This window comes from Shewanella sp. Scap07 (genome assembly GCF_013394145.1).
In the GTDB taxonomy this organism is placed as follows: domain Bacteria; phylum Pseudomonadota; class Gammaproteobacteria; order Enterobacterales; family Shewanellaceae; genus Shewanella; species Shewanella waksmanii.
Window position 1 is genome coordinate 1854213 of the sequence record NZ_CP041329.1, and the last position, 25662, is coordinate 1879874.

At 45.8% G+C, this 25662-nt stretch carries 19 protein-coding genes; 11 read left to right on the top strand and 8 right to left on the bottom strand.

All coding sequences use genetic code 11. From position 1 onward, the window contains the following. Window positions 1-428 precede the first annotated feature (428 nt). From FLM48_RS08110 to FLM48_RS08135, 6 genes are all read left to right on the top strand, one after another. Window positions 429-1814, top strand: a complete 1386-nt coding sequence (locus FLM48_RS08110) for a TolC family protein (RefSeq protein ID WP_028775181.1) — start codon at window positions 429-431, stop codon at window positions 1812-1814. Further along, on the top strand, window positions 1804-3063 hold the full coding sequence (locus tag FLM48_RS08115) for an efflux RND transporter periplasmic adaptor subunit (protein ID WP_179024293.1): 1260 nt from the start codon (window positions 1804-1806) through the stop codon (window positions 3061-3063). The genes FLM48_RS08110 and FLM48_RS08115 overlap by 11 nt, the downstream gene beginning before the upstream one ends. Next, a complete protein-coding gene (locus tag FLM48_RS08120; protein ID WP_179024294.1) occupies window positions 3060-6221 on the top strand; it encodes an efflux RND transporter permease subunit in 3162 nt (1053 codons plus the stop codon). Before FLM48_RS08115 ends, FLM48_RS08120 begins: the two co-directional genes overlap by 4 nt. A 182-nt stretch (window positions 6222-6403) precedes the next feature. Beyond that, on the top strand, window positions 6404-6820 hold the full coding sequence (locus FLM48_RS08125) for a helix-turn-helix transcriptional regulator (protein WP_179024295.1): 417 nt from the start codon (window positions 6404-6406) through the stop codon (window positions 6818-6820). A 64-nt stretch (window positions 6821-6884) separates the two neighbouring features. Beyond that, the gene (locus tag FLM48_RS08130) at window positions 6885-7274 is read left to right on the top strand and encodes a VOC family protein (RefSeq protein ID WP_179024296.1); all 390 of its coding nucleotides are present in this window, start codon (window positions 6885-6887) and stop codon (window positions 7272-7274) included. A 467-nt stretch (window positions 7275-7741) separates the two neighbouring features. After that, window positions 7742-8041 carry a hypothetical protein gene (locus FLM48_RS08135; protein WP_179024297.1) on the top strand — a complete coding sequence of 100 codons (300 nt, stop codon included), beginning with the start codon at window positions 7742-7744 and terminating at the stop codon, window positions 8039-8041. A gap of 453 nt (window positions 8042-8494) precedes the next feature. On the opposite strand, the gene FLM48_RS08140 is transcribed toward FLM48_RS08135, so the two are convergent. Further along, the gene (locus tag FLM48_RS08140) at window positions 8495-10297 is read right to left on the bottom strand and encodes an aryl-sulfate sulfotransferase (RefSeq protein ID WP_179024298.1); all 1803 of its coding nucleotides are present in this window, start codon (window positions 10295-10297) and stop codon (window positions 8495-8497) included. Between the two features lie 498 nt (window positions 10298-10795). On the opposite strand from FLM48_RS08140, the gene FLM48_RS08145 reads away from it, so the two are divergent. Then, window positions 10796-11824 carry an AraC family transcriptional regulator gene (locus FLM48_RS08145; RefSeq protein ID WP_179024299.1) on the top strand — a complete coding sequence of 343 codons (1029 nt, stop codon included), beginning with the start codon at window positions 10796-10798 and terminating at the stop codon, window positions 11822-11824. 46 nt (window positions 11825-11870) lie between these two features. On the opposite strand, the gene FLM48_RS08150 is transcribed toward FLM48_RS08145, so the two are convergent. From FLM48_RS08150 to FLM48_RS08165, 4 genes are all read right to left on the bottom strand, one after another. Then, complete coding sequence (locus tag FLM48_RS08150) at window positions 11871-13067, bottom strand: SO2930 family diheme c-type cytochrome (RefSeq protein ID WP_179024300.1); 1197 nt, start codon at window positions 13065-13067, stop codon at window positions 11871-11873. 67 nt (window positions 13068-13134) lie between these two features. Beyond that, entirely contained in the window at window positions 13135-15789 is a 2655-nt protein-coding gene (locus FLM48_RS08155) for a parallel beta-helix domain-containing protein (protein WP_179024301.1), read from the bottom strand. Between the two features lie 323 nt (window positions 15790-16112). Further along, complete coding sequence (locus tag FLM48_RS08160) at window positions 16113-17219, bottom strand: YdiY family protein (protein WP_179024302.1); 1107 nt, start codon at window positions 17217-17219, stop codon at window positions 16113-16115. Between the two features lie 131 nt (window positions 17220-17350). Further along, the gene (locus FLM48_RS08165) at window positions 17351-18001 is read right to left on the bottom strand and encodes an arylesterase (RefSeq protein ID WP_179024303.1); all 651 of its coding nucleotides are present in this window, start codon (window positions 17999-18001) and stop codon (window positions 17351-17353) included. Here FLM48_RS08165 and FLM48_RS08170 point away from each other — a divergent pair. Both FLM48_RS08170 and FLM48_RS08175 read left to right on the top strand, forming a co-directional pair. Then, entirely contained in the window at window positions 17964-18686 is a 723-nt protein-coding gene (locus FLM48_RS08170; protein WP_179024304.1) for an ABC transporter ATP-binding protein, read from the top strand. The two genes, FLM48_RS08165 and FLM48_RS08170, sit on opposite strands and share 38 nt — an antisense overlap. After that, window positions 18686-21142 carry an ABC transporter permease gene (locus tag FLM48_RS08175; RefSeq protein WP_179024305.1) on the top strand — a complete coding sequence of 819 codons (2457 nt, stop codon included), beginning with the start codon at window positions 18686-18688 and terminating at the stop codon, window positions 21140-21142. Before FLM48_RS08170 ends, FLM48_RS08175 begins: the two co-directional genes overlap by 1 nt. A 121-nt stretch (window positions 21143-21263) precedes the next feature. Here the strand turns inward: FLM48_RS08175 and FLM48_RS08180 are convergent, their stop codons facing one another. Together FLM48_RS08180 and folX are read right to left on the bottom strand one after the other, a co-directional pair. Beyond that, window positions 21264-22169, bottom strand: a complete 906-nt coding sequence (locus FLM48_RS08180; protein ID WP_179024306.1) for a TIGR01777 family oxidoreductase — start codon at window positions 22167-22169, stop codon at window positions 21264-21266. A 154-nt stretch (window positions 22170-22323) separates the two neighbouring features. Beyond that, entirely contained in the window at window positions 22324-22695 is a 372-nt protein-coding gene (folX, locus tag FLM48_RS08185) for a dihydroneopterin triphosphate 2'-epimerase (RefSeq protein ID WP_028775192.1), read from the bottom strand. Between the two features lie 75 nt (window positions 22696-22770). Between folX and FLM48_RS08190 the strand changes: the two genes are divergently transcribed. After that, on the top strand, window positions 22771-23859 hold the full coding sequence (locus FLM48_RS08190; RefSeq protein WP_179024307.1) for an AI-2E family transporter: 1089 nt from the start codon (window positions 22771-22773) through the stop codon (window positions 23857-23859). A gap of 32 nt (window positions 23860-23891) precedes the next feature. Beyond that, a complete protein-coding gene (locus FLM48_RS08195; RefSeq protein WP_179024308.1) occupies window positions 23892-24794 on the top strand; it encodes a class I SAM-dependent methyltransferase in 903 nt (300 codons plus the stop codon). A gap of 164 nt (window positions 24795-24958) precedes the next feature. On the opposite strand, the gene FLM48_RS08200 is transcribed toward FLM48_RS08195, so the two are convergent. Continuing rightward, entirely contained in the window at window positions 24959-25183 is a 225-nt protein-coding gene (locus FLM48_RS08200) for a hypothetical protein (protein ID WP_179024309.1), read from the bottom strand. Window positions 25184-25662 lie beyond the last annotated feature (479 nt).

Here is a 25662-nt window from a genome sequence, read left to right on the forward strand (position 1 = left end):
TTGATCTCTTGGTTTGCTAGCTTCGACTATACCAGCTTATTGATAGGAGCAGCATTGCTTGAGTATGGAATTGGTGCCGCTGTTGCGTGATAGAGCTTCATTCTAGCTTTGTAAACTTAGTGCTAGAGAGTGTAAGTAAGTGTGTACTCTCAAATTTGTTCTGCCATCGTAGTTAAAGTTTGAGGTGGCTTATCTAGAACGTGGCTCAAGTTATTGTTTTGTATTTATTTTATTTTGTCGCCTTGCCTTGATTAAATAGACAAAAAGCAGTCTTTACTGACTATTGTGTGATTTTTGCACCAAGGCGAGGTGGGGTGGCGTTGCTGCTATGTAAAGCCTTGCAAAGACCGACGTTCACAGTTTAATTTATTGGCGTAAGTCATTAACATTGTGACTATAAAAATAATGAAATCTTGGGATTTAATTCGATGAGCAAACACCTCACTAAATTGGGGATCGTGTTGTCGATAAGCCTGCTGGCCGGTTGCAGCAGCACAACATACATTGATGAAACACAGGTCAATCCACCGCTGCCACAAACTTGGTATACCAGCGTGCAAGCGCTTAAAGAAAACCAACCTTGGGTAACAGCCATTGCCACAGAGCAACTTTTAGAACTGGCAAATATTGCACTTATTCGTAACCAAGCATTGATTCAGTTGGCGTTAGATGTCGAGATTAAACAGCAGCAGCTTATCAGCACAGATGCCGATTTTTGGCCGGAGCTTACCGGGTCATTAAATTCTGGGCGCAATGGTGATAGTGACAGCCAAACTAACACCAACAGCTTGAGCTTTGACTTGAGCTACGAGCTTGATATTTGGGGAAAACTATCTGATGCGGCTAAGGCGAGTAAGCTTGATCTGCTAACTGCACAAGCCAATTATCAGCAAGCTCGAGATACGTTAGTCGCTGATGTTGTTAGCGCTTACTACAAAGTGGTGACCTCACAAGAGCTGGTTAAATTGTATGAGCGCCGCACTGATAACGCTAAAGTCAGTTTTGAAATTATTGAGTCCGGCTACTTTCAAGGGCTCAATACCGCTCTAGATGTCTACTTGACGCAAAATGAATATTATAATGAGCAATCTAACCTGCATGGCCAACGTAGCCAATTAAATACCGACATCCGCCAATTGGAGAGGCTTTTAGGTGGTTATCCAGCAGCGGCGTTGATGGTTGATGCGCAGCTGCCATTACTACCTCAAGGCATCAAAATCGGCGTACCAAGTGAACTCGTTAAGCGTAAACCTTCGTTGCAAAGTGCTTGGTATCAACTGTTGTCACAAGATGCGACAGTTGCTTACACCCAAAAGCAACGCTATCCATCGTTGCGCTTGGGGGGCAGTGTTGGCAGCAGTAGTAGTGAATTTTCTGAGCTGTTCGATGGTGATTTTAGTAGTTGGTCAGTGGTGGCCGGATTAACATCGCCAATCTTTAATGCTGGTCGGTTAAAAGCGCAAACAGAACAACAAAAATTACTGTTAAAACAGCAAGAGCAACAATACCTCATCACTTTGTTTAGCGCATTCGAACAGGTAGAAAACGCTCTAGATTTAGATGCCAGTTTACAACAACAGTATCAAGCCACGCTTAAGTCACAAGATAACGCCCTGCAGGCGGAAACATTGTCCTTTGAGCAATACCAAGCCGGTTTAGAGAGTTACACCACAGTACTTGATGCACAGACTCGTTCGTTTGTGGCGCAAACATCGGTGATTAATCTCAAAAATCAAATCATAGCTAATCGTATTCAATTGCACCTAGCGTTAGGTGGCGACCTTGATGCAGGTGTAACTCAAAATGAAAACTAAAATGAACAAAAAATATCTCATTCCCGTAGCCATTGTGGCGGTGGTTGTTACCGTTATTGTACTCATCACTAGTAACCCGCCCACGTCTAAACGAGGTGGAAAAAAGCCGATTAGCAATGTGATGGTCGAGACTCGCCAATTGCAATCAGCTGATTACCATGTCGAAGTGAGTAGTTTTGGTGTGGTTAAACCACGAACCCAAAGCTCATTGGTGACACAAGCATCCGGGCAGATCCTATCGATAAGTCCTAATTTTCGTGAAGGTGGCTTTTTTAATAAAGGCGAAGTGCTGGTCCAGCTTGATGACCGTGATTATCTTGCTGAGGTGAAAATAGCCCAAGCTGGCATTTTACAGGCAAAGCAGAGCCTGCAAGAAGAGCAAGCGCGTGTTGAACAAGCATTGATTGATTGGAAACGTTTAGGCAATGGCCGTGAACCAACAGAGCTGGTTTTACGTCAACCGCAACTGGCCGCAGCCCAAGCGGCCATGTTGTCAAGCCAAGCCCAATTAGACAAAGCACTATTGGCGTTGGAGCGCACCAAAGTGGTTGCGCCATTTGATGGCCGTATTCTTGAAAAGAACGTAGATGTAGGGCGCGTGGTATCGACCAATGCACAGTTAGCGACCATTTATGCGACTGATTATGTTGAAATCCGCTTACCGATCAACAACCGAGATTTAGCGCTGGTCGATTTACCCGAGCAAGGAAAAAGGGCGGTGGCTGCGGTGCAATTTCAGTCCGATTTAATTGGCGTACAGAGCTGGCAAGGTCAGCTTGACCGCACTGAAGGTGCCATCGATAACAGTTCTCAGCAGTTATATGTTGTCGCGCAAATCGATGATCCTTTTAGTTACCAGAGTCAAAAGCAGATGCCACTCAAAATTGGCCAGTACTTGACGGCTAAAATTGCCGGTAAAGTGTTGCCTAACGCTATTGTGATCCCGACCAAAGCTATCTATCAAGGTAGTTACGTGTACGTGGTACAAGAGGGCAAATTACTGCGTACCGAAGTGAGTATTTTATGGCAAAACAGCCAAGATGCAGTGATAGCAAGTGGGCTAACAGCGGGTGATGATTTGGTTCTGACCCCGCTTGGGCAAGTTAGCTCTGGCACGCCAGTTTCCATTGCAGGCGCACAGCAACCGCTGAAAAACCGTGGCGCTGCTCGTCCCGGTGGCGACACGGCAGATGCAGGCAAACCACGCCGCGGCGAAAAAGCACCTAAGGCGAAGGAGATGCAGCAATGATAGCCTGGTTTACAAGAAATCATGTTGCCGCCAATTTGTTGATGTTGTTTCTATTGGTGATTGGACTGGGGTCGCTGTCGACGCGTATTCCGTTAGAGGTCTTTCCAAGCGTTGATTCTGAAGTGGTCTCTGTCAGTATCTCCTTGCGCGGTGCAACCCCTGAGGATGTAGAGCAAGGGGTAACGATTCGGGTAGAGGAAGCGGTACAAGATCTTGAAGGGATTAAAAAAATCACTTCAAACTCTTCTGAGTCGGCGTCTAATGTCAATATTGAGATTGAAAGCAGCTACGATCCACGAGAGTTACTCACCGATATAAAAAGCCGCGTCGATGCGATTAATACTTTTCCAGTGGATGCTGAAAAACCGGTTATTGCACTGGCGCAGCGTAAACGTGAAGTGATTGCGGTGACAGTGACGGGTAAGTACAGTGAAAAAGAAACCCTAGAGTTTGCTGAAGTGGTGCGTGATGAACTGCTCAGGCTCGATGGTGTGACCCAGCTCGATTTGAGTGGTGTTCGCAATTACGAAGTGACCTTGGAAGTGCCGCAAGACAAATTGCAGCAATACCAGCTCACGTTGACTGAAATTGCCAGAGCGATTAACGGCTCAAGTACCGATATTTCGGCGGGTAACCTCAAAACCCAGGGCGGCGACATATTGCTGCGCTCAAAAGGGCAAGCCTATTACAAGGATGAGTTTGCCAACATTGCCATTAAAACAGCTGCCGATGGCACCATTATTCGCTTGAGTGACGTCGCCAATGTCGTCGATGGCTTTGAAGAAACGCCCGTGCGTACCCGCTTTAACGGTGAACAGGCGGCGTTTATTGATGTGTACCGAATCGGTCAGCAAAGTGCTATTGATGTGGCCGATAAAGTGAAAGCCTATATCAACTCTCGTCAGGACAGCTTACCTGCTGGCTATAGCTTAAGTTACTGGGATGATGATTCTGAGATTGTAAAAAACCGCATATCGACGCTTGCCGGCAGTGCCATGCAAGGTGGTATTTTGGTGTTGCTGTTACTGACGCTATTTTTGCGACCTTCTATCGCCTTTTGGGTGTTTATTGGTATCCCAGTGTCATTCATGGGCGCATTTATCTTTATGCCATTTTTCAATGTGTCACTGAATGTCATGAGTTTATTTGGCTTTATTCTAGTGCTCGGGATTGTGGTTGATGATGCCATTGTCACCGGTGAGAATATCTATAGTCACCTGAAAACCTCTTCTAGTGGTGAAATGGCAGCTATAAATGGTGCCAAAGAGGTGGCTGCGCCTGTTACTTTTGGCATATTAACCACTGTGACCGCATTTTTACCTATGCTGTTTATCGAAGGTAACCGTGGCGCTATCTTTGCTCAAATTGCCATTGTGGTGATTCCTGTACTGCTGTTTTCATTGATTGAATCTAAGTTTGTGCTACCGGCGCACCTTAAACACATTAAGCTGCGTCACGAGAATCAAAAGCAAAATAGATTTGAGAAGTTTCAGCAAAACTTTGCCGATGGCTTTGAGCGGGCGATTATTAAGTTCTATCAGCCTTTTTTACGTATTGCGCTGAAAAATAAAACCGCGACGTTAAGTTTGTTTAGTGGCGTATTGTTGATAATTTTTGCCCTGCTGATGACGGGCTGGACTAAGTTTACTTTCTTTCCACGCATCCCTAGTGAAACCGTGCGCTTAAACTTGACGATGCCCGCGGGCACGCCGTTTGAAGTGACCAACCAGCACATTATTAATATTGCGGCTAAAGCGAAAATCTTACAGGACAAGTATATTGATGAGGCGAGTAATCAAAGCATCATTCTGAACATTTTGGCTACTACAGGTGGCCGCGGCGGTACTTCAAATGCGGGTGGTGTGCGTTTTGAGATCACACCGCCGGAAAAACGTGAGTCTGAAATCACATCTGGGCAGCTATTGGCCGAATGGCGGCGTATGGTCGGGGATATTCCTGGTGCCGAATCGGTGACCTATCGTGCCGAGATTGGCCGCAGTTCAGATCCTATTGATGTGCAATTAAGCGCTAACTCGTTAGATACATTACGTGAGATTGCCGACCAAGTTAAAGGGCATTTAGCCACTTATCCAACGGTATTTGATATCTCCGATAGCCTATCCAATGGTAAAGAGGAGTTGTTGATTGAACTGACCGAACAGGGCAAAGCGTTAGGGCTGACTCGCGAAGAGGTCACCAATCAAATACGCAGTTTCTATTTTGGATCGCAAGTGCAACGCATTCAACGTGGTCGAGATGACATTCGGGTCATGGTGCGTTTGCCACTCAATGAACGTCAGTCGTTGGCGGATCTGGAAAAGATATTAATTAGCACAAGTCAGGGGGCACAGGTGCCATTGGGGCACGTGGCTAAAATGACCTCGGGCAAAAGCCCCTCAACCATTAAGCGTATCGACCGTTATCGGGTACTGAATGTGACCGCGGATATCGATAAAGACAATACTAACATGACTGTATTACAGGCCGATTTGAAAACCTATCTTGATGGTCTAGTTGCCCAGTATCCCGGTGTTCGTCACTCGCTTGAAGGCGAGGCGAGAGAGCAAAGTGAGAGCTTTGGCTCGCTACAGTGGGGCTTAGTATTTGTTTGTTTCATGATTTATAGCTTGCTGGCTATCCCATTTAAGTCATATGTGCAGCCCTTCATTGTGATGAGCGTGATCCCATTTGGACTGATTGGGGCGGTGATTGGGCACTGGATCATGGGCTCGCCGCTGACGATCTTTAGTATTCTGGGGATGTTGGCTTTGGTAGGGGTGGTGGTTAACGACTCGCTAGTGTTAGTCGACTTTATCAATAAAAAGCGTGCTGACGGTATGGCGTTAGTCGAAGCGGTATTGACCGCGGGTGCGAAGCGTTTTCGCCCGGTAATGTTAACCAGCCTGACGACTTTTATTGGCCTGATGCCGCTGTTACTTGAGCAATCAACGCAAGCGCAATTCTTAATCCCAATGGCGATTTCTCTCGGCTTCGGTATTATTTTTGCCACCTTTATTACACTCATTTTGGTACCTGTGAATTACATGGTGGTAGAGCGTATTAAAGGCATTAAGGTCGCCGAGTCTGAGTTTGATAAAGACTATGGTGATAGCTTTGCGGTTGCGCCAACGGCAACAAAGATGGCTGAGCAAAGCTAGCACGTAGATTGAGCCTGTGACAGGTCGCTCGCAATGGGCCATTAGCATTTGATTCTTGGTTGCGGATGGGTATTTATCTATCCCACTGCAATCAAGGGAGTTAGCTATGGCTTGCTATTCAACCCTAGTGGTGGCTATGATTGACAATGATTTGCCATTGACTCAATGAGTAATTTATTGCCATGTCAAAACTGAAATCAGCATCCACAGCGACATTTTATCAACAGCAGCTCGACCGCATTGAGCAAGATGAGTCTTTGCAGCCGCAGCATTACCTGCAGATCCGTCAGTCTAGAGCATTCATGCAACAAGCGTATTTTGAAAAGCTAGCACTGAATGATTTGGCTAACAGTGCCTACATGTCGCGATTTCATTATGTGCGCAAGTTTCAACAGGTTTATGGCTTAACGCCAAAGAACTATCTGCGAGATTTACGCATTGAAAAAGCCAAACAGTTAATTGTTCAGGGCTACCCCGTGACGGAAGTCTGTTTGGCGGTTGGCTATGAAAGTCTGCCGACCTTTTCTGCGGTATTTAAAAAGTGCACCGGTTTTTCACCAAGCCAATATCAGCGCTTGCATAAAAGCAATTTAGAATAAGTATTAATGTTCGTGTCTCGCTATGCTTTATGTATACCCCCAACATCAACAGAGTATTGACTAAATGATCAAAATATCTATTTGCAGTGTACCAGTGACAGATCAAGACCAAGCGCTTGATTTCTATACCCGAGTGTTAGGTTTTGTGAAGAAAAAAGAGGTGCCGGTTGGCGAGCATAAATGGTTAACTGTAGTGTCGCCACAAGCGCAGTCAGGCGTTGAATTGCTTCTAGAACCCATGGCCTTTGAGCCGGCAAAAACTTATCAACAGTCGCTAAAAGAAGCGGGGATCCCCTGGACTTCGTTTGCCGTAGATGATGTCGAAAAGCACTATCAACGTTTAGTGGACATGGGGGTTGAATTCTCCGTTGCGCCAAGAGAGGTTGGCAATGTTAAAATTGCTGTACTGGACGATACCTGCGGGAACAATATCCAGTTGATGCAGGAAATGTAGCTTGCTGGGGGAAGGCGAGTTGTTGGCTTAAACCCCATATCTGACTTAACTAAAAGCAATACCGCGAGAGGTATTAACTACAATGTGGCTTAATGCCTCTCTATCCGCTAACTAAAGTTCACTGCTATGCCTACCATATCAACACCTACTTTAGGTTTTGCCGTTGTTTCACTCATTGTGTTAAGTGCTTAATGATTGCCGTTGAGTCTGCGCCAAGTTGTGTATTTATGGCAAAGTCAGTTGTACAACATGCAAATAATTCAAGTTGCTTGTATTGGGTAATTGTTTGCTTTAACTTGATTTTTTCTAACCCTTAATCCCTCGTTTGCGATTAGTCGCACAAGTTAAGCAGTGTGTGACAGCCTGGGCTAAGCAGACAGGCTGAGCTAAGCAGAAAGGCTCTCTGGTGCTAGCAGCGGTATAGGCATGACGCAATCTGTAAATAATGGATGAATATAGGTGACTACATGGACAGTGATAACAACCAAGCTCAGCGAACTGGGGCTGACTATATCAAACAACTTGAACAGCAGGCGTTGTGGCATCAAGCATCCAATAAATTGCCATTGTTTATAAAACTTATAGTGGCGAGTTACTTTGGCTACCTGGGCATTAGCTTAATAGTCGATGTCCCCAATTATGGCAGTGCAAGCTCAGTTTCAATCATATTGCTGTTGATGATGTTTGTTGTGGTCGAGCGGCGCTTAGACGCAATCGAGAAAATAGCAAAAGACCGCCATCCTTCAATGCCGGATAGTGATCGCTAATCCAGTTCATCGGTATTGTAATACCAGTCAGTATAAACATTTAGTCACTCAGCGAGAGTTTAGCGCTTCTGAGGCAAGGTCCTTAAATGCTCCTGCATTAATGACATTCACCACATCCATGTGGCTTGCAACGAGTGAAGAGCATAGTCATTCTACGGTTAAGCTCGTTAACACAGCATCAGAATCGCTAAAACTCGCCATTCTGGCGCGTTTTAGGCTGCCTACTTCTGCGTTGAATAATTTCACAAGGGAACAACCATTGTTTCAATCATTCGCCTTGAATTAGTTTGCCCAAAGCGCGCTGAGTAGATCAAATTCTTATACTGATTGGTATAATGTTGGTATTTTAAGTAGCAGCTTTACCGACAAACAGCCAAAAGTCGCTACCTATATTGCAGTCGACGACAGCCACCATAAGCGCTGTCGTCGTGTGAGAAAAACGGTCCGCTTAGCCTATTTTAACATCAGTGCGGGGCGAATGACTTGGGCGCGATAACCGGTTGCATACATATCATGGCTATCGATGGCGATTCTTACTGCCGGCTCGGTTTCACCATAGCGATGTTCAACCAAAATAGACTTCACTTTGCCGGTAGTGTCATCCATTTTCAAATTGCCGTACCCGCCGCCAATGCCAAACAACCCCGCTGATGCAAAGTAGCTTAATAGACTGTCTTTGTCGGCTTGGTATTTTACAATTGAGGTGACAGGAGAGTAACCCGCGTAGCCCAGTTCCTCTTTACCGTAATACCACACCTGTTCGATAGTCATCTTCTGTTCATCAATTTTGTACTCAACCGCTCGAGAATACTTCTCCATAGCAAACATGGGTTGACTCAAATGGCGGCCATCACCGTTATCAAATACGGTATACGTGCCTTTTTCGGGCACTTTATAGGCTGTGTGTGGGGTGTAGCTGAAATCGAAATCATTGCCACTGCAAATACCTTTGGCTGTGCACTCAATGGGGTGACCTTTTGCATCGACAGGCTGGAGTAGCTTGTCTGCAAATTGCTCAGACCAGCCTTCGACAGGGCTGATAATCCACCTGACCTGTTTGTCTCGGCCAATTTTGATGACCGCAGATTGATGGCGGGAACTGATGATGATGCTGTCATCACTTGGGTCATAATCTACAGAGTTGGCATGTAACCAGTTGCGGCCCGTTTCTACACCGTGGATATCTCCAAAAGGTGCATTTTGCAGATCTTCTAGGGTGGTTTGATGACCCGCTTGGTCAATATCAATGTTTAAACAAACTGCACCCGCGTCAAGCGATAACAATGCCGCATCGCGCATTGGGTCTAATATGGTATTCAAATCCCAGTAATCGACAAGCTTGCCATTGTTGTCTACTTCGATGATGTGATCGCGAACAGTATTGACGATTTTACCATCCGGACGGTGATAGTCTTTTGCTGCAGCACGAATGAAGACATTGCCGTTGGCACCTTCAATGCCTTCGTGGGAGGCATCGATAAAATCTCCTGGTAGATTATGCTCAGAGATCATCCGTCCCATGAGTGACATCTTTTTCCACGTTTGCCCTTGTACCCACACCATGTTGCCGTCTTGGGTGACATTCATTCCCATGGCGTAGCCCGCGGTGTCGTAGCTTTTTGAGTTGTGGGTGGTGTAGGGGTTCATATACCAGCGGATATCACCCGCCGTATCTATGATGAAAAAGCCTGGTTTACCATCCCAAGAAAATGCACCGGGCGCTTGAGGATTATTATGCATTAATGGGCTGGTTTTGCCATCTGGGTTGGTCCAGTTAATAAAATAGAGCCTGTCTTTAAAGTCGTCGTCGACATGTTCAACCTTAACCAAAGGCGCTTTCGCCCATTGGCTTTCAGAAAAACCCATGTCAATATCAGGGGTGAGCATTTGGTATTGGTGACTATGCTGCTGCTCATTTTCGGTCCAATGTACGGTAAATTTGTTCATCAATGCCGGATAGAGACCAAAAATGGGCACACCACCTTCGCTCATCACTCGCATATCAGCAACGCGATAGTGGATATCGACACCAGTGTCATCTTTTGCATGCACCGTCACGCTAACATCGGATATCTTATGGCCGTTTAAGGTGACCAAAGCGGTAAGAGGGGCATGCTCGTACGGATTATGGACAAGATAGCCTAAAGGCGCGTTTTCTACCGGAAATGGCTTCATGCCGTTGGGGTCGGCTTGAAGGTTAAATGTAGGTAAGCAAAACGCGACCAATAGGGCGCTAAGGGCGATGGATTTGAGCATGTCTACTCTCAGTAACCAAAATTAAGTGGCTCAATTATAAAAGACAATCGGTGTTAAGAATGCTGAGTACATAGCACTAAGTGGGCTTTTTTTGAAAAGTGTTTTGCAGCTCACGTAAACACGCTGTGAAGCTGAACCTAGGCTGTTTTTGCCTTGCTATGTTTAAGCCTAGATTAAGTAATGAGGTGAATTTAGTCGGTTTTAGGTAAATTAACTCCACTACACAAGAGTTAAATTAAGTTGTGTGGCAGGAAAATGGCGATAACGACTCTCAATTGAGTCGCAATTCGGTCCAATGTATAAAAGTCTGCCGTAATACATCCTTACAGGCGCAGTGAGCTATAAATTTCTACCAGACTAGTTTTTCATTATATCGAGGCTAAGTGTTGCAGTAAGAGTGAACACCGACAGTGGTTTTGTGTTTACGAGTTTTCACTTCCAAATTTTGCTTAAATCCGTTACAACTAAATGATTCGTTTCTAAAACATTAAGGTTTGCATGGCATTTCAAGTTGGCTATCAATCAACGCTCAGGGTTGGCGATCAGCCCTGTTCGGCCAGCGGTGTGCAGCGGATCATTGCTCATCTTGAGCAACAAGAAGGCAGTCAAGCGGTCGCTAAGCTAAACCAACATCTTGGTGTGGCTTTTTCGGCCGCAGCACAGCGCCATTTTGTGCCAATGTGGCAAATTGAAACGGCTTTGAATTATTTGCAGCAGCATTATCCGAGTTTAGTGGCGTTACCGTCACAATTAAGCCCTGATTGGGTTGATGATTTAGCCAGTCTACTTGCTCATTTTGATAACCTTGAACAAGTGATCAGCGCATTGGTTCAACAACAACTGCCTGTGGCGCAGTTTGCCGATACTGTAGTGATTAGCCATGATGATTTTGTCCGTATTCTGTGGATTAACAGCGGCCGTTCGTCGGTAGATAGCCTACAGGTTCAATTCCAACACAGTATAAACATGATGTGCTCAGTCGCTGAGCGTTTACTTGGTGAACCATTTCTACCATTAGAAATTGCGCTAATTCAACCACCTGATCAACATTGGTTGGGCAGCATTCGCTGCGACAATATCCGTACAGGGGCGCCATTTTATAGCTGGACGTTATCGCGTCAGCAGTTGCGGCAGCCGCTCAACGGAATGATTGATGCTCCGCCGCTGACACTGCAGAAAATTGAAGAATCTTTTGCCGAGCAAGTGATCAACGCGCTGCGGAGTCGTTTACCGGCACTGCCTAGCATGGAACAGATGGCAAGCCATTTAGAGCTTAGTGATCGGACTTTAAGGCGTAAGTTAGCGAATGGTAAAAGTCGATATCAAAATCTGGTCTATCAGGTTCGCTGCCAATATGCACTGCAACAGTTGGTGACTCAGAGACTCGATGTGGCCACTTTAGCCGAGCAGATGGGATTTAATGATGTCAGCCATTTTAGGCAGAGTTTTAAGCATTGGACTGGCTTTGCACCGGGCGATTTTATGCGCGCACTGGACAAAGAATGTTGCTTGCCCAGTGCGGGTTAAGCGCAGCGAAAGTGTTCCGCTTGGCGCTTATTAAACTTGCCTTTTATTAAGCCTGGCAATCTCCAATACTGGGTGACATCATATCAATCCATTGGCGAATAACCGTTATCGCTTCAGTGTGTACCATGGCACGCCCAATAGGCGGCATTCTATCTTTTGCACCGTTTAGTTCTTGACGATATACCATGATGGAGTGTTCTGCATCACCAGGAATAATATCATAAGACAGGCCTTTTTCGCCGCCATCCCAACCTGGAGGCTGCTTGCAAACACCGTAGGGGTAGCTTGTATGATCAACATGAAAACCGAGGCGTAATCCCGATATGCTGGCAAAACCTTCAGAGCGATGACAGTGAGCGCAATTGATATCAATATAGCCTTTGGCTCTGGCGGTTAGATCGCCGCTGTCGTCGGTAATATTAGGCGCATGGGGGATGGACTCATTGTTGGCTAAGCCGGCTAACATGCCCAAACTTTGCCAATGGCGCAGTTGAGTTTGGCCATTACTGGTCTCAATCTGATGGTTAAGTAGCTGAGCTTTCAAGCCAATGGGAGCAATGCGGCTGACATCATTGTCATTAAGTTGGTGGCAAAGTTTGCACTCAGCACGGCTTGGTACGTGGTAGTCAAAGCTCACTTGCTCACCTTGGTGATTGAAGGTATGCGCAATATCAGCGCCGACCACATTCAAAGTGGCAACACCCTGCTCCCACACGTAAGCCAATGTCGTCCAGCCACTTTGTCGGTGGATCAATAATCGAGTCTCAATGACAGTTTGATGCTCGCGCCCGGAAAGCTGGGTGTCCGAGGGTAGGCTAAATGTTTTAGTGAGCACACTCCCCACGGGCAGAGAAAAGGTATCTTCTGCACGATAGGTTATCTGGCTGGCCTCAGGTAGAAACACAAACCGGTACTTTTGCGCATAGTTGGTAAATAACTCGCTTGAGAGTTGATAGGCCATCCCTGTGCCAATTGGGCCTTGGGTGGGATCGCTGCTGTCTGCAAACAGATTATATTGCGACAACTCATTGCAGTCCTCATTCATCAGAGCATCCCAATTAACGCCTGTTGGTGATGCATCACAGACACTACTGGGATCGGCGGGGTTATCTGCTGGTGGACTAGTGGTATCTGGTGGCGTTGTCGGCGCTGTATCAACTTGATTGTTATTCGAGCTGCTGTCGCCACCTCCGCCGCAGGCCGCTACAAAAAGCAACAGTATAAGAGGGGGGATAATTCGCATGGTGGTTTGCCTACATTCGCTGAAGCTAATAAAAAGGCCGACACTGGGTGTCGGCCTTGGTTTGCTATTACTCTGAACAAGAGGCGGCGGGTAAGCGCTTAATCCACTCGTTTATTAGGGCGACACCTTCACCATGGGAGAGGCTGCGCCCAATTTCAGGCATACGATCACCAGGATCGTTGGTGGCCATTCTGAAGTGTAGAATCGACTCTTCAGGTGAACCAGGGACGACATCAAATCCAAGCGAGCCACCACCGTAAGCGACTGGCGACTTACATGTACCGTGGGAGAAACCACCATCTTCATCGTAAGCACGGAAGTACTCAAGTTTCAGGCCTGTATTAGACGCGTTGCCTTCTGGACGGTGACAATGGGCACAGTTGATATCTAAATAACCTTTAGCTGTATCCATCAGCTCAGCATCAGACATGGCAGCAACATTAGCTTCATCGCCATCAGCAAAACTTGGCACAGTATCTATGGTGCTGATATCAGGCGTGCCTTGTAAAATGCCAGCTGCTTGCCATTTTAGTAGCTGGTTCATATCGCCATCATGATAGCTATAGGTCTTGTTTAGCTGACGAGCTTTAGGACCAATAGGCACAAACACTGCTGGGCTATCGGCATCAGCTTTAAACTGATGACATTGCTTACACTGGTTCATACTTGGCACAACATAGTCGAACGCTAGACTCTCGCCTTGGTGAACAACTGTCTTGCCCTGAATCGCCCCGGCTTTTGCCAGAACAGCATCGGTTTTTTGGGCATTATGCACATAAGGCAGCGCAGACCAACCGGTTTCGCGGCGGATAAGTAGACGAGTTTCTATCAAGTCTTCGTTGGCAATGCCTCGCTGAGCGGTATTGCTAGGTAGCGCAAACGCTTTAGTGATGACGGTACCTACAGGGAAGTCCATTGATTCGCTGTCATGGTATTGGGCAACTTGACCTTCTGGTACAAATACAAAACGGTATTTAGATGCATAGTCAGTAAACAGTTGCGTATTAAGATCATACGGCATACCGCCGGAATTAGCGCCAGAGGTTGGGTCGCTGGCATCGGCAAACAAGTTGTAGTCCGATAGGTTAGGGCAGTTAGCACCTAATAATGCGTCCCAGTTCACGCCGTTAGCGGTTGATTCACAAAGGCTAAGATCGCCATCTCCGACGAGTCCGCCTTCACCTTCACCAATGGATCCGCCTCCGCCCACAAGGTTACCGCCATCGCAGCCTTCAACGTCATCATCAACGCCACAACCAAAGATTTGGTCGCCGAAGGTCACGGTGTGTACAGGTAGGCTCACCTGAGCACAGTTCAGCAGCTGATCTTGCGTTTTCTCAAACATCACATCGGCAATATTGATGTCCGTATTGTTATTGGCATAAAGGCGACCAAATGACACATCACCATTATCTTGTGCACACACATTGTCACTACCATCTTCAGCAAATGGCAGCTCTTGTAGGCCCAAATAGGCGGCAGTGCCGTTGTTAGATAGCATTTCACCTAAACCGTCATACAGTACGCCTGGGAATTCACCATGGGTAAACAGGTAGGCTTTGATGATGTCATCAATAAGGTAACCGTTAGGTTTCTGCCCGTAGCCTTCAATGACATTGTCGTGCAAGTAGATGTTACGCGGTGTGGGGCGCCAACCATCTTCAATGGATTGATCAGGCTGGCCATAGTTGGCGACAAAGGCATTCATGTCTGGCTCAGCAATAAAGAAACTGGTGATTGCCACGCCAGCGGTATCGTGATTAGTAATTTCATTATTGAAAATCTCAACATCATCGGTTGAGAGAATAATCATACCTGTACCGGGCGGTACAATATGCACCCCTGCAGGGTTAGATGATGCGTTGGCAAAGTTTTTAGTATTATTATCATATACTTTGTTGTTAAAAATACGCACGCTTGAGCCATATCTGTGGTTGTTGATTGGTAAGTCAAATACCAAAATACCACCTGTGTTGCCTACCGCTTCGTTGTCGTAAACATCGGCATACTTTGAGTTTTCAATTTCAATACCAGCGACGTTCTCTTTAGCGATGTTGCGGCGGACCACAATATATTCTGATTGGCCGACATAAATACCGGCATCTGCACTACCGCGTACGTAGGTGTCCTCAATGAGAATGTTTTCACACTCTACCGGGTAGAGACCATAGGCGCCGTTATCTTCATCTAGCTCGCCTTCCCACACCGTGGCTAGACGACGCAGAATGATACCGTTGGTATTTTTAAGCTTAATACCGTTGTTCTTGGCTTCATTGACCGACAAGTCTTGAATAATGACGTTAATAGCATTTTGAACAAAGATACCGTCTCCGGTAATTGATTCAGAGAAATCCAGTACGGTTTCATCCATACCGTAACCCATGATGGTAATATTTTTGGCATAGGCACCGTCGCCGTCAACATCACCATCAAATAGTAAGGTTGATTCTATTTTAAAGTTACCTTTGGGCAGCACAATGACATCGTTACTTTGTGCATTAATGAGCGCTTCTTGAATCCGCAGAGTGAGATTCTCTCCATCTTCAATCAGTATCGCTCCTTCGGGGAAATTATCGGCTGGGTCGGTTGGAGGCGTGGCCACTGGGGTCTCTTCTTCCACTACTACCACTTCATCGTCGTCGGATGAACATGCACCTAAGCTCACGGCTACCGCGGTGGCAACCAGTGTCGGTATCAACCAACTGGGTTTCTTGCTGAACATAGCGTCTCCTGCTTATTTTTATTATTCACCCCTTAGATTGCACGGACGTACCAGATATTCAATGTGAAATCCGGCCAACATTAATGTAACAAGTTGATATCATATGGTTGTTAGTAAAAATTCAAACGTGTGTTTTGCTATTTTTGTATACAAAACAAGGTATAGCAGGCACTCTTAAACGCCGAATGTTAGCGCTGTCAAACCTTAAAAAAAACTTAAAAATATTCTTCTTTCTAGTAATACAGAAAAAATTAACTCAACATCGAACAAAAAAGCCAAACGATGTCGTTTGGCTTTCGGTAAGATTAATTGTTTGAAATGAGTTATAAATCGATACCAAAACCGACGATAAACTGGAAATCATCTTTTTCTGGAGTGATACCTTCGGCGTCATCTTGTGGGTTGCTGATGCGGTCCCAAACAAATGATAGGTCCAAATCAAACATGTCTGTCAGTTCAATGGCAAACGCGGCGACAGCATGATGTGAGTAGCCGCCGGAATCTTCACTGCCGTAGTTGACTCTATAGAGCGCATCGAAATCAATGTCGTCGGTAATTTCCCACTCATAAACACTTTCGATAACGACGGCTGCACTGCCTTCAGATTCGACCGCGCCATCTGAGACCTTGTCATATTTAGTATAGGTATAAGCCGGACCGCCACTGACGCTCCAGGTGACTTTCGAGGTGTCAATAATGTCATAACCGAGACCAAAACCGAGCGTGGCTTTATAGTCAATATTTTTGAATTTATCTAAGTAAATTTCTGCAAAAACTGGACGTAGGTAAAACTGTTTAGAGATGTACCAGTCAAAGTTGGTATTGATACGGTGATTGTCTATGGTGTTGTTGTCGTCAACGTTGGAATAGTTACCCAGATAATCAATTAAATAACGTGACTCTGTCGTCCGGCGCTTAGCGTTTGCAATCGCGCTGTAGTCGACCTGCTCGGTATTACCTGAGCGGAAGTTAGCGCCTAATGAAATTTTGCTCGACCAGTAGTTGGACTCTTGTTGGGCGCCGGCGATGATAGTCATAATATCGTTGCGGTCAAATTCGACGCCATCAAGGTAGCTCTTGCCATCTTTGACTAATAACTTGCCAGTTTGGGTACTTAAGTCAGTAAAACCAATACTTACCAAACCTTGGCTTTGTAGCAGCTTTACATCTTCCCAGTCGATATAGAGAGTATCTAAATTATCGCTTTCAAACTCCAACTTGTCGTCATACAAGTTTTTGATCTCACCTTTTAATAACTCCAATGAGGTGAGTTGCAACCAGTCATACTGACTGTCAGCCGGTAACACGACTTGGGTGGGATCAAAGGGGGTCGGTTCTGTCGCGATAACGGCCATTGAAAAGCCGCTGGTGGCTGCGAGCAATACTGCACTCGCAGTGTGGTGGACCCAGCGGAATTGTTGCAATTGCATAAGCCTGCTCCCTGAAAATATTTATTCTAGGCAAAATAATATCTTTAGTGTAAAGCATTATTTTAGCAGGGTTAAGTCAACTTTCCGTTTAATTTTTATCCGCTAAGTCTTGTTAATCGAAGCGCAGAACTTTATAGCGCTTTATTGATCCAAGGATAAACAAATTCCGTAATGATAGGTTGAGCATCTGCGTTAGGGTGAATGCCATCGCGTTGCATTAAATTGGGATCAATTGCGATGGGCTCCATGAAAAAAGGCATTAAGGTAACTTGAAACTCGTCGGCCAATTCACTGTAGACAGCAGAAAATTGTTTGGCGTAACGGGGACCATAGTTTGGCGGCACCATGACTTCACTTAACAAGACTTTGGCGCCTTGCTTTTGAGATAGTTGAATGATTTTTGTAAGATTTTCTTTCAACTGTTTCGGCGGGAAGCCACGTAGGCCATCGTTACCGCCAAGCTCGACTAACACCAATTTGGGTGACGTAGATTCAAGCAGGGCGGGCAGTCGACGCAATCCGCCAGCAGAAGTTTCGCCGCTAACAGAGCCATTAATAAAGGTATGTTGTGGCATTTTTTGCTGTAATAAGTTCACCCAACCTTGTTCAGGTGATACACCATAACTGGCACCAAGGCTATCACCGAGAATCAAAATCGGGGTAGCATAGGCAGTTGATAATGATACGCATGACAGTAAGACAACGCTTAAGCCAACGCGAAGTTTGGCAGATACGAGGGATAATATGGCACAGCAGAAGGCAATCACAGTAAATAATCTCATCAAAAAAGTTACGACCCAAGAGGGAGAGCTTACTATCCTCAATGGCATCTCAATGGATGTCAAGTCGGGTGAGAGTGTTGCGATTCTTGGCCCATCAGGATCAGGCAAGTCGACTTTACTGGGATTATTAGCAGCACTTGATTCCCCGTCATCAGGAGAGATTTATCTTGATGGCAGCGCATTGCATGGCCTAGATGAAGAAGGCAAAGCAGCATTAAGAAAGCAAAAAGTCAGCTTTATTTTCCAGTCCTTCATGTTGGTTGACACTTTGAATGCGTTGGAAAACGTCATGTTACCCGCAGAACTGGCTGGGATTGCTAATGCCAAACAGAAAGCCGAAGCCATGTTAGACAGAGTGGGTCTTTCCCATCGTTTGACTCATCTACCTAATCAACTTTCTGGCGGCGAGCAGCAGCGTGTGGCGATTGCACGGGCATTTATTTGTGAGCCTAAAGTCCTGTTTGCTGATGAGCCAACGGGTAATCTGGACGGCGCTAACAGTCAGCGCGTTGCTGACATGTTGTTTGAGCTGAACCGTGAAAGTGATACGACCTTAGTGTTGGTGACTCATGATTTACAGTTAGCCAAGCGTTGTCAACGCCAATTGATGATGAATTCTGGCGTGCTAACGGAAGCATTGGCAACGGAAAACTCTGATCCCGTTGATGCCAAGGAGGCGAGCTAATGGAAGCACGCTTAGCTTGGCGACTTTTTAAACGTGAGCTATCCCAAGGGCAGTTACTACTGATTATTCTTGCTATTACTTTGGCGGTAATGTCAGTAACAGGACTCGCTCGGGTGAGTGATAGGTTACAGATAGCGATTAATGGTCAGGCGTCAAAGTTCATTGCCGCAGACAGAATTATTAATTCCCCGGTTGAGATAGACCCGCAAATCCTGGTACAGGCTAAAGAACTTGGGCTGCAACAAGTCAGCAGTATGCAGTTTAACTCGATGGCTTATGCCAATGATGAGTTTCAACTGATCACCGTTAGGGCAGTAGCGCAAGGCTATCCGCTTAAGGGAACCATTGAGTTGGATACCGGTCCTGCGCGAGGACTACCAGAGCTTGGCAGTATTTGGTACGAGACCCGCTTGGGCGGCATTTTGAGTTATCCAGAATCGCTCGAGCTAGGTAACAGTGAATTTACCTTAAGCCGCGAAATTGCACGTTTGCCCGATGCAGGGTTTAATCCGTTTGCATCGTCGCCTGTCGTTTTGATGCGTATTGAAGATGTGGCGAAAACCGGCATTATCCAACCGGGTAGCCGGGTGACCTATTTGTACCAATTTGCTGGTGACAGCGCGGTACTCAAGCAGTTTGAAAATCAGGTTAAACCTTTGCTCAACAACAGTCAGCGCTGGGTTGATGTACAATCGGGTGACTCGCCGATTGCCGAAGCTGTCAAACGGGCTGAGCGTTTCTTATTATTGGCAAGCTTATTGGGTATTGCTTTGGCCTGTGCAGCGATAGGTATTGCTGCGCAGCGCTACTGTCAACGTCACTTTGATGTCGTGGCGATGTTGAAAACCTTCGGTGCGTCTCGCAAGCAGATCCGTATTCTATTTGGCTTACATCTGCTATTGGTGACCTTGCTAGGGGTGGTGTTTGGCATTGTTGCTGGCCTGGCGCTGGATGCGGTTATCACCAGTTACCTGCCTGAAAGTATTGCTGCCTATGGGGCACCGTTAGCTAGGCCTGTGCTGCTTGGGGTGGCAACCGGTTTAATTAGTGCGTTTATGTTTTCTGCTTATCCACTGCTGCGCTTACTGGCGATTCCACCGCTAAGGGTACTGCAACGCCAACTTGAAGGTTTGCAATTTGGCATGTGGCTGCACCTGTTGTTGAGCCTCGCCGCCATGGCGCTATTGGGTTATCTGTACTCCAATAGTATTGCGTTAACTATGACTGTTGTCGCAGGTGTGTTGCTGCTAGGAGTATTGCTAAGCCTATTTGGTTTTGCCTTGATTCGTGCCGGACACAGTGTCGGCATGAAAACCACCAACCCATTTCAGCTAGCCTTGGCTGGGCTGCGACGCCGAGCGCGCCAAAACGCTATCCAGTTGGTGGGCTTTAGTGCAGCGCTGGTGTTGTTGTTGACGATTATTGCCCTAAGACAAGACTTACTCAATGAGTGGCAAAAACAGTTGCCTGAACAGTCGCCAAACTACTTCTTAGTGAATATTGCTCCCGATGAAGCGGCGCCACTAAATGACTACTTTGCTAAGCATGATGTTAAAGCGACAGACATTTACCCGGTGATCCGCGGTCGTCTGACTCAGATTAATGGTGAGACGCTGATTTCTTCTGAGCAATCTAGAAACGGTGATCCCGGTCGAGTCGGTATTTCGCGTGAGCTCAATTTAACTTGGCGTAATAGCTTACCTGAGAATAACGAGATCGTCGCTGGGGAGTTTAACCTTGATGATTACGATGTGTCAGTGGAGTCAGAGGTGGCTGAGCGTTTAGAGCTGCAACTTGGCGATACCTTAACGTACATGATAGATAATCAAGAGCTAACCGTTACCGTTAAGAGTTTTAGAGCGGTTCATTGGGAAACCTTGCAGCCCAACTTCTTCATGATTTTTAGTGAGAAAGCCTTGGCGCCTTTTGCTTATACCTCTATGGCCAGTTTTCATTTGCCTGAATCTAAACGCCATTTGATTATTGAACTGATTCAAGATTTTCCAACGGTATCGATTATTGATGTGGGAGCGATGGTTGCGCAGTTGCGGCAAATTATCGATCAGGTGTCTCTGTCATTGACCTTGGTGTTGGTGTTGGTACTCGCAGCCAGTAGCTTAGTGCTGGTGGCGCAAACAGAAGCGGGGATGGCAACACGTCAGCGTGAACTTGCGGTATTGCGAACTTTCGGCGCGTCAGGCAGTTTGCTGCGTTGGTCCACTGGCCTTGAGTTTGCGTTACTGGGGGCGATAGCCGGCTTTATGGCGGTGGTGGTGGCAGAGTTTACTTTGTATCTACTCAAAACCCAGGTGTTTGAGCTCAATGTGTATATGCATTGGCCTTGGTGGGCGTTAGCCCCCATCGCAGGTGCGATTATTGTTGCCGCCCTAGGGACTTGGCGTTGCCGTGCACTGCTGCAACAATCTTGCTCGCAATTACTCAAAGCAAGAGCTTAACCAAAGTCATATCATTGTTTAGGGTTTATCTTTAGATAATGAGATAGAACGACATTTTTACAAACGGCACTGATACAGTGCCGTTTTTTATGGCGAATAGGGCCAGAGATTTACCGCGGGTTTATTTTAAAATATGCTTTAACGCCGGGCCTAATTGCGGATATTGAAACTCAAAACCCGCAGCTTGGGTTCGAGTGGGTTTGACAAACTGTCCTTGGGTAAGCAGCTCCGCCATTTCACCTAAGGCAACCGTAAGCAACTTTTCAGGAGCGGGAAACAAAGTCGGCCTTGATAGTGTTTTGCCCAGCTGTTGGGTAAATGTGGCATTATCGACTGGGTTTGGCGCAGTACCGTTATAGATACCTTGGCATTGCTCGTTATCCAGTAGATATAGAATCAGTGCGATTAAGTCATCAATGTGGATCCAGCTCATACCTTGAGAGCCACTGGCTATTTTGCCACCAAGCCCAAGTTTGAAAGCGGGTAACATTTTTGCCAATGCGCCGCCATTTTTACCCAATACTAAACCGATACGAATAATGGCCACACGGGTACTGTCTTGGGCACTCAGCGCCAGCTCTTCCCATCTGGCGCAAACACTGTGAGCAAACTGCTCGTCCGCTCCGGTTTCGGCGAAACTACACAGGCTCGTTTGCTCATCAACTGCCTCGTCGCCGTTGCCATAGATGCCAATGGCGGATGCACTAATGAAATGTTTGGGGGGGTGACTACTTTGATTGAACAGTTCACTGAGTCTGGCGGTTAAATCCCAGCGACTAGCACAAATTTTTTGCTTGTTGGCGAAGCTCCACCGTTGAGCGATGGGTTCGCCAGCGAGATTGATCACAGCATCAAAGCGGTCAAGGTCGGTTAATGCCCCTAAGTTGTTTAGGTATTGGTGTTGATGACCCAATGTTTTCTGGGCATTGACCATTGAGCGCGTCACTATGGTTAGCTGGTGTGCAGATAATTGCTTGATAAGTTGTTGGCCGATAAAGCCGGTACCGCCAGTGATCAAGATATGCATAATCTGCTCCCGCCTAACTAAGATGTATTAAAATTTACTGCTCTATTAGGTATATACACAAAAAGCGGATAAGTCGATCAGTTTTATTACAACAAAAATGTGACCAAGAGGGCTAGGGGAACAAGTGCAGCTCATAGAAAGCTGCACACTATTGTTAAGCTTGTGATTTGTTGTAGCACAGCTGCAGCGATACTGAATCGGCAAAGCGCAATGCGTGAGGCTTATCGATTTCAACGCTGGCAAAATCGACCCAGTCATGTTCGCTCGTTATCTGCAATACTTGGTCAGTAAGATGCTCAAGTAAAGAAAAGCGATTGTTTTCCACTAAAGCAATGATTTTTTTTGTAATCGTGCGATAATTCAGAGCATCATCCATGTTGTCACTATCACGGGCTTTACTGGCACAGTAGTGAATTTGTGCGTTAATAGTGACATCTTGTTTATTGTTTATTTCATCATCTTTAATACCGATATAGGTACGTAGGCGCAGATTTTTTATTCGAATAATGGCGATTTGAGGATTCATAAGCTCATGTTTTTAGTCGTTAACATATTTGTAGCCTATCAACTATAAGGTAATTCTAGAAGGACTTTTATTAATATGGGTCGGTTTGAGAATCAAGGCGTGGCTTACAAGGGCTTCGCGATAATGGCGTTTCTCGTCGTTATTCTGGCAGGAATTAAGGCGGCAAGTCCAATTGTAGTGCCATTTGTGCTATCAGCATTTATTGCGGTGATTTGTAACCCGGTTATCGATTGGTTAGCCCGTTATCGGGTACCGCGTGGTTTGGCCATCATGGTATTAATGGTGTTCATTGTATTGATGGGTCTGTGGCTTGCATCCATTGTTGGAAGCTCCATCAACGAATTTAGTCAACAATTGCCACATTATCGTGATCAGTTGGTGCAGCAGTTCTCTTGGGTTATCGATAAGCTGCAAGCTTTCAACATCACCGTCTCACGAGATCAGTTACTGGCCTATTTTGATCCGGGTATTGCTTTGTCCATGACCACCAACATGCTCTCTAGCGTTGGTGGCGTGATGGCTAACCTGTTTCTAATTATTTTGACCGTCGTTTTCATGTTGTTTGAAGCACAAACTTTACCGAAAAAATTACACTTTGCTCTCGATGATCCTGACATGCGTCTCAAGCAAATTGATAAGTTTTTGCACTCGGTTAATCAGTATATGGTGATCAAAACGCTGGTGAGCATGGGGACGGGTCTGATTGTCGGTATTGGTCTTGCGATTATTGGTGTCGACTATGCTTTGCTATGGGGCGTAGTGGCCTTCCTATTTAACTATATTCCTAATATCGGTTCTATTATTGCCGCCATCCCTTCAGTGTTATTGGCCTTTATCCAAATTGGCCCAGGGGCTGCGGGGATGACAGCGTTGCTGTATCTAGGTACTAACATGGTGATGGGTAACGTTATAGAGCCGCGTTATATGGGCCGAGGCCTAGGCTTATCGACCTTAGTGGTGTTCTTATCATTAATCTTTTGGGGCTGGCTATTGGGCTCGGTGGGCATGCTGTTGTCTGTGCCGCTGACCATGATTGTTAAAATCGCCCTAGAGTCGAGCCAGAGTGGCGGATGGTTAGCGATATTATTAGCTGACGATGTGAGCTCGCCAAGCGGACAACAAGCGGCAAGTGATGACATTGAGGCTGAGACGCCGCGCGATTAATCAACAATATTTATTGGACTATTTTTACTATCATGCAGTTATTTTTAGAAGCCGTATCAAAGGTTGAATTTGGTCAACAGGTTGAACGGCTATTTCATGGCCGAGGATGTTGTTATCCAGGTAGTGAGCACATTAACTTAGACTTTTTCCCACCTGTGGTGTTGTTAACCAGTTTTAAGGAGCTTGATGAACAAGCGCTAGAGCAAGCTCATAGTGCCATTAAGCAGCGCTGGCAGGCTGTGGAAAGTCAGGCGCCATTGAACTTGGTGTATCAGTTTCGTAAGGGCGGCCAGACCCACACAGAAATTATAGAAGGGCAGGTAAGCGACCCGCATGTAGTGGTAGAGGATGACGCTAAGTATCAAGTTCATTTAATGCGCGGCCAGAACCATGGTTTGTTTTTGGATATGCGCAATGGTCGCCAGTGGGTAAAACAGCATAGTGCGGGTAAAAAAGTGCTCAATTTATTTGCTTATACCTGCGGATTTTCTGTGGCGGCGATGCAAGGTGGTGCAGACAGTGTGGTTAATATCGATATGAGCAAAGGCGCGCTTAGTATCGGTAAGCAAAATCATTTACTTAATGGCTTTGCTGATCAAGTGAGATACCTTGGCCATGATATTTTCAAGTCATGGGGTAAATTAACTAAGCTAGGCCCCTATGATCTGATTATTGCTGATCCCCCAAGTAATCAACGGGGCAGCTTTGTTGCCACTAAAGATTATGCGCGATTACTAAAGCGTTTACCGACACTGTTAGCTGAAGAGGGGGAAGTGCTACTGTGCTTGAACGCGCCAGAATTGGGTATTGAATTCTTGAAAGCGCAGGTTGCAGAGAACAGCCCCACCTTGACCTTTGTTGAGCAAATAGCTAATCCGGCTATTTTTAAGGATGTTGACCCCGATAAAGCGTTAAAAGTACTGCGCTACCGTTAACTCAACAAATCTTGCGGGCAACAGAACCGTTGTTCGTTCTGTGACGGTATTAGACATTGTTTACATAGGTACAAAATAGCCCAGCTACGCTGGGCTATTTTTTTGTGTTGATAGTGCTATCACTGCCCGATAGCGCTAACGGTGACAATTTTGCTGCACCCAATTCAATAGCCCAAACGGTCACTCAATGAAGAGTGGCCGTGTGATTCGATAACCTTGGCGATGGATAATTGATCGGGGCGACGGATTGCAGCCATGGCCGTTAATAGTTGACCTTGTACATCAAAAGGAATATTCATTTTATCCATAAATAGTTGTACTTGTAAGTCGTCTCCTTCAGCTAACAGATCGACTAATACACCTGCCTCATACTCAATTAGTTCGTTCATTGTTACACCTCACTAATGCAGAAAACTCAGCCGCTTCAATTGACCTTCCCCTGTGACGCACCCGATGATTGTTGCGGTTGATAAGTTGTGGGTCACAAGCTAGGCAGTTTACTGTCGCTATTGATGCATCACAGACACTGCCGATTACTTGAACTGTGTATTAAGTGTTGTTGTGATTTTGCTGCAAAGATAGATTTTTATGTTGTAAGTAGTGATGCTTTTATCATCAAAATGGATAAAAAACTGAAAGTCTTTCATGTTGAGTTACTTTTTTGCCGGTTGTCTAACCAATAAACACCTTTAAAACCTTTTGAATGAAACTTTTTTGAAAGTTTTCTGTAAGTTTTGGTTTTGAAGTAGTATACTGCGGGTAAGAATTTTGCTGGTTTGGCATAGATTCTAATAATGGCAAAAATGCAGACCTAAATAACAAGCATGCCTCGTACCCTACTATTTAAATTTGGAGTTGTTATGGAATT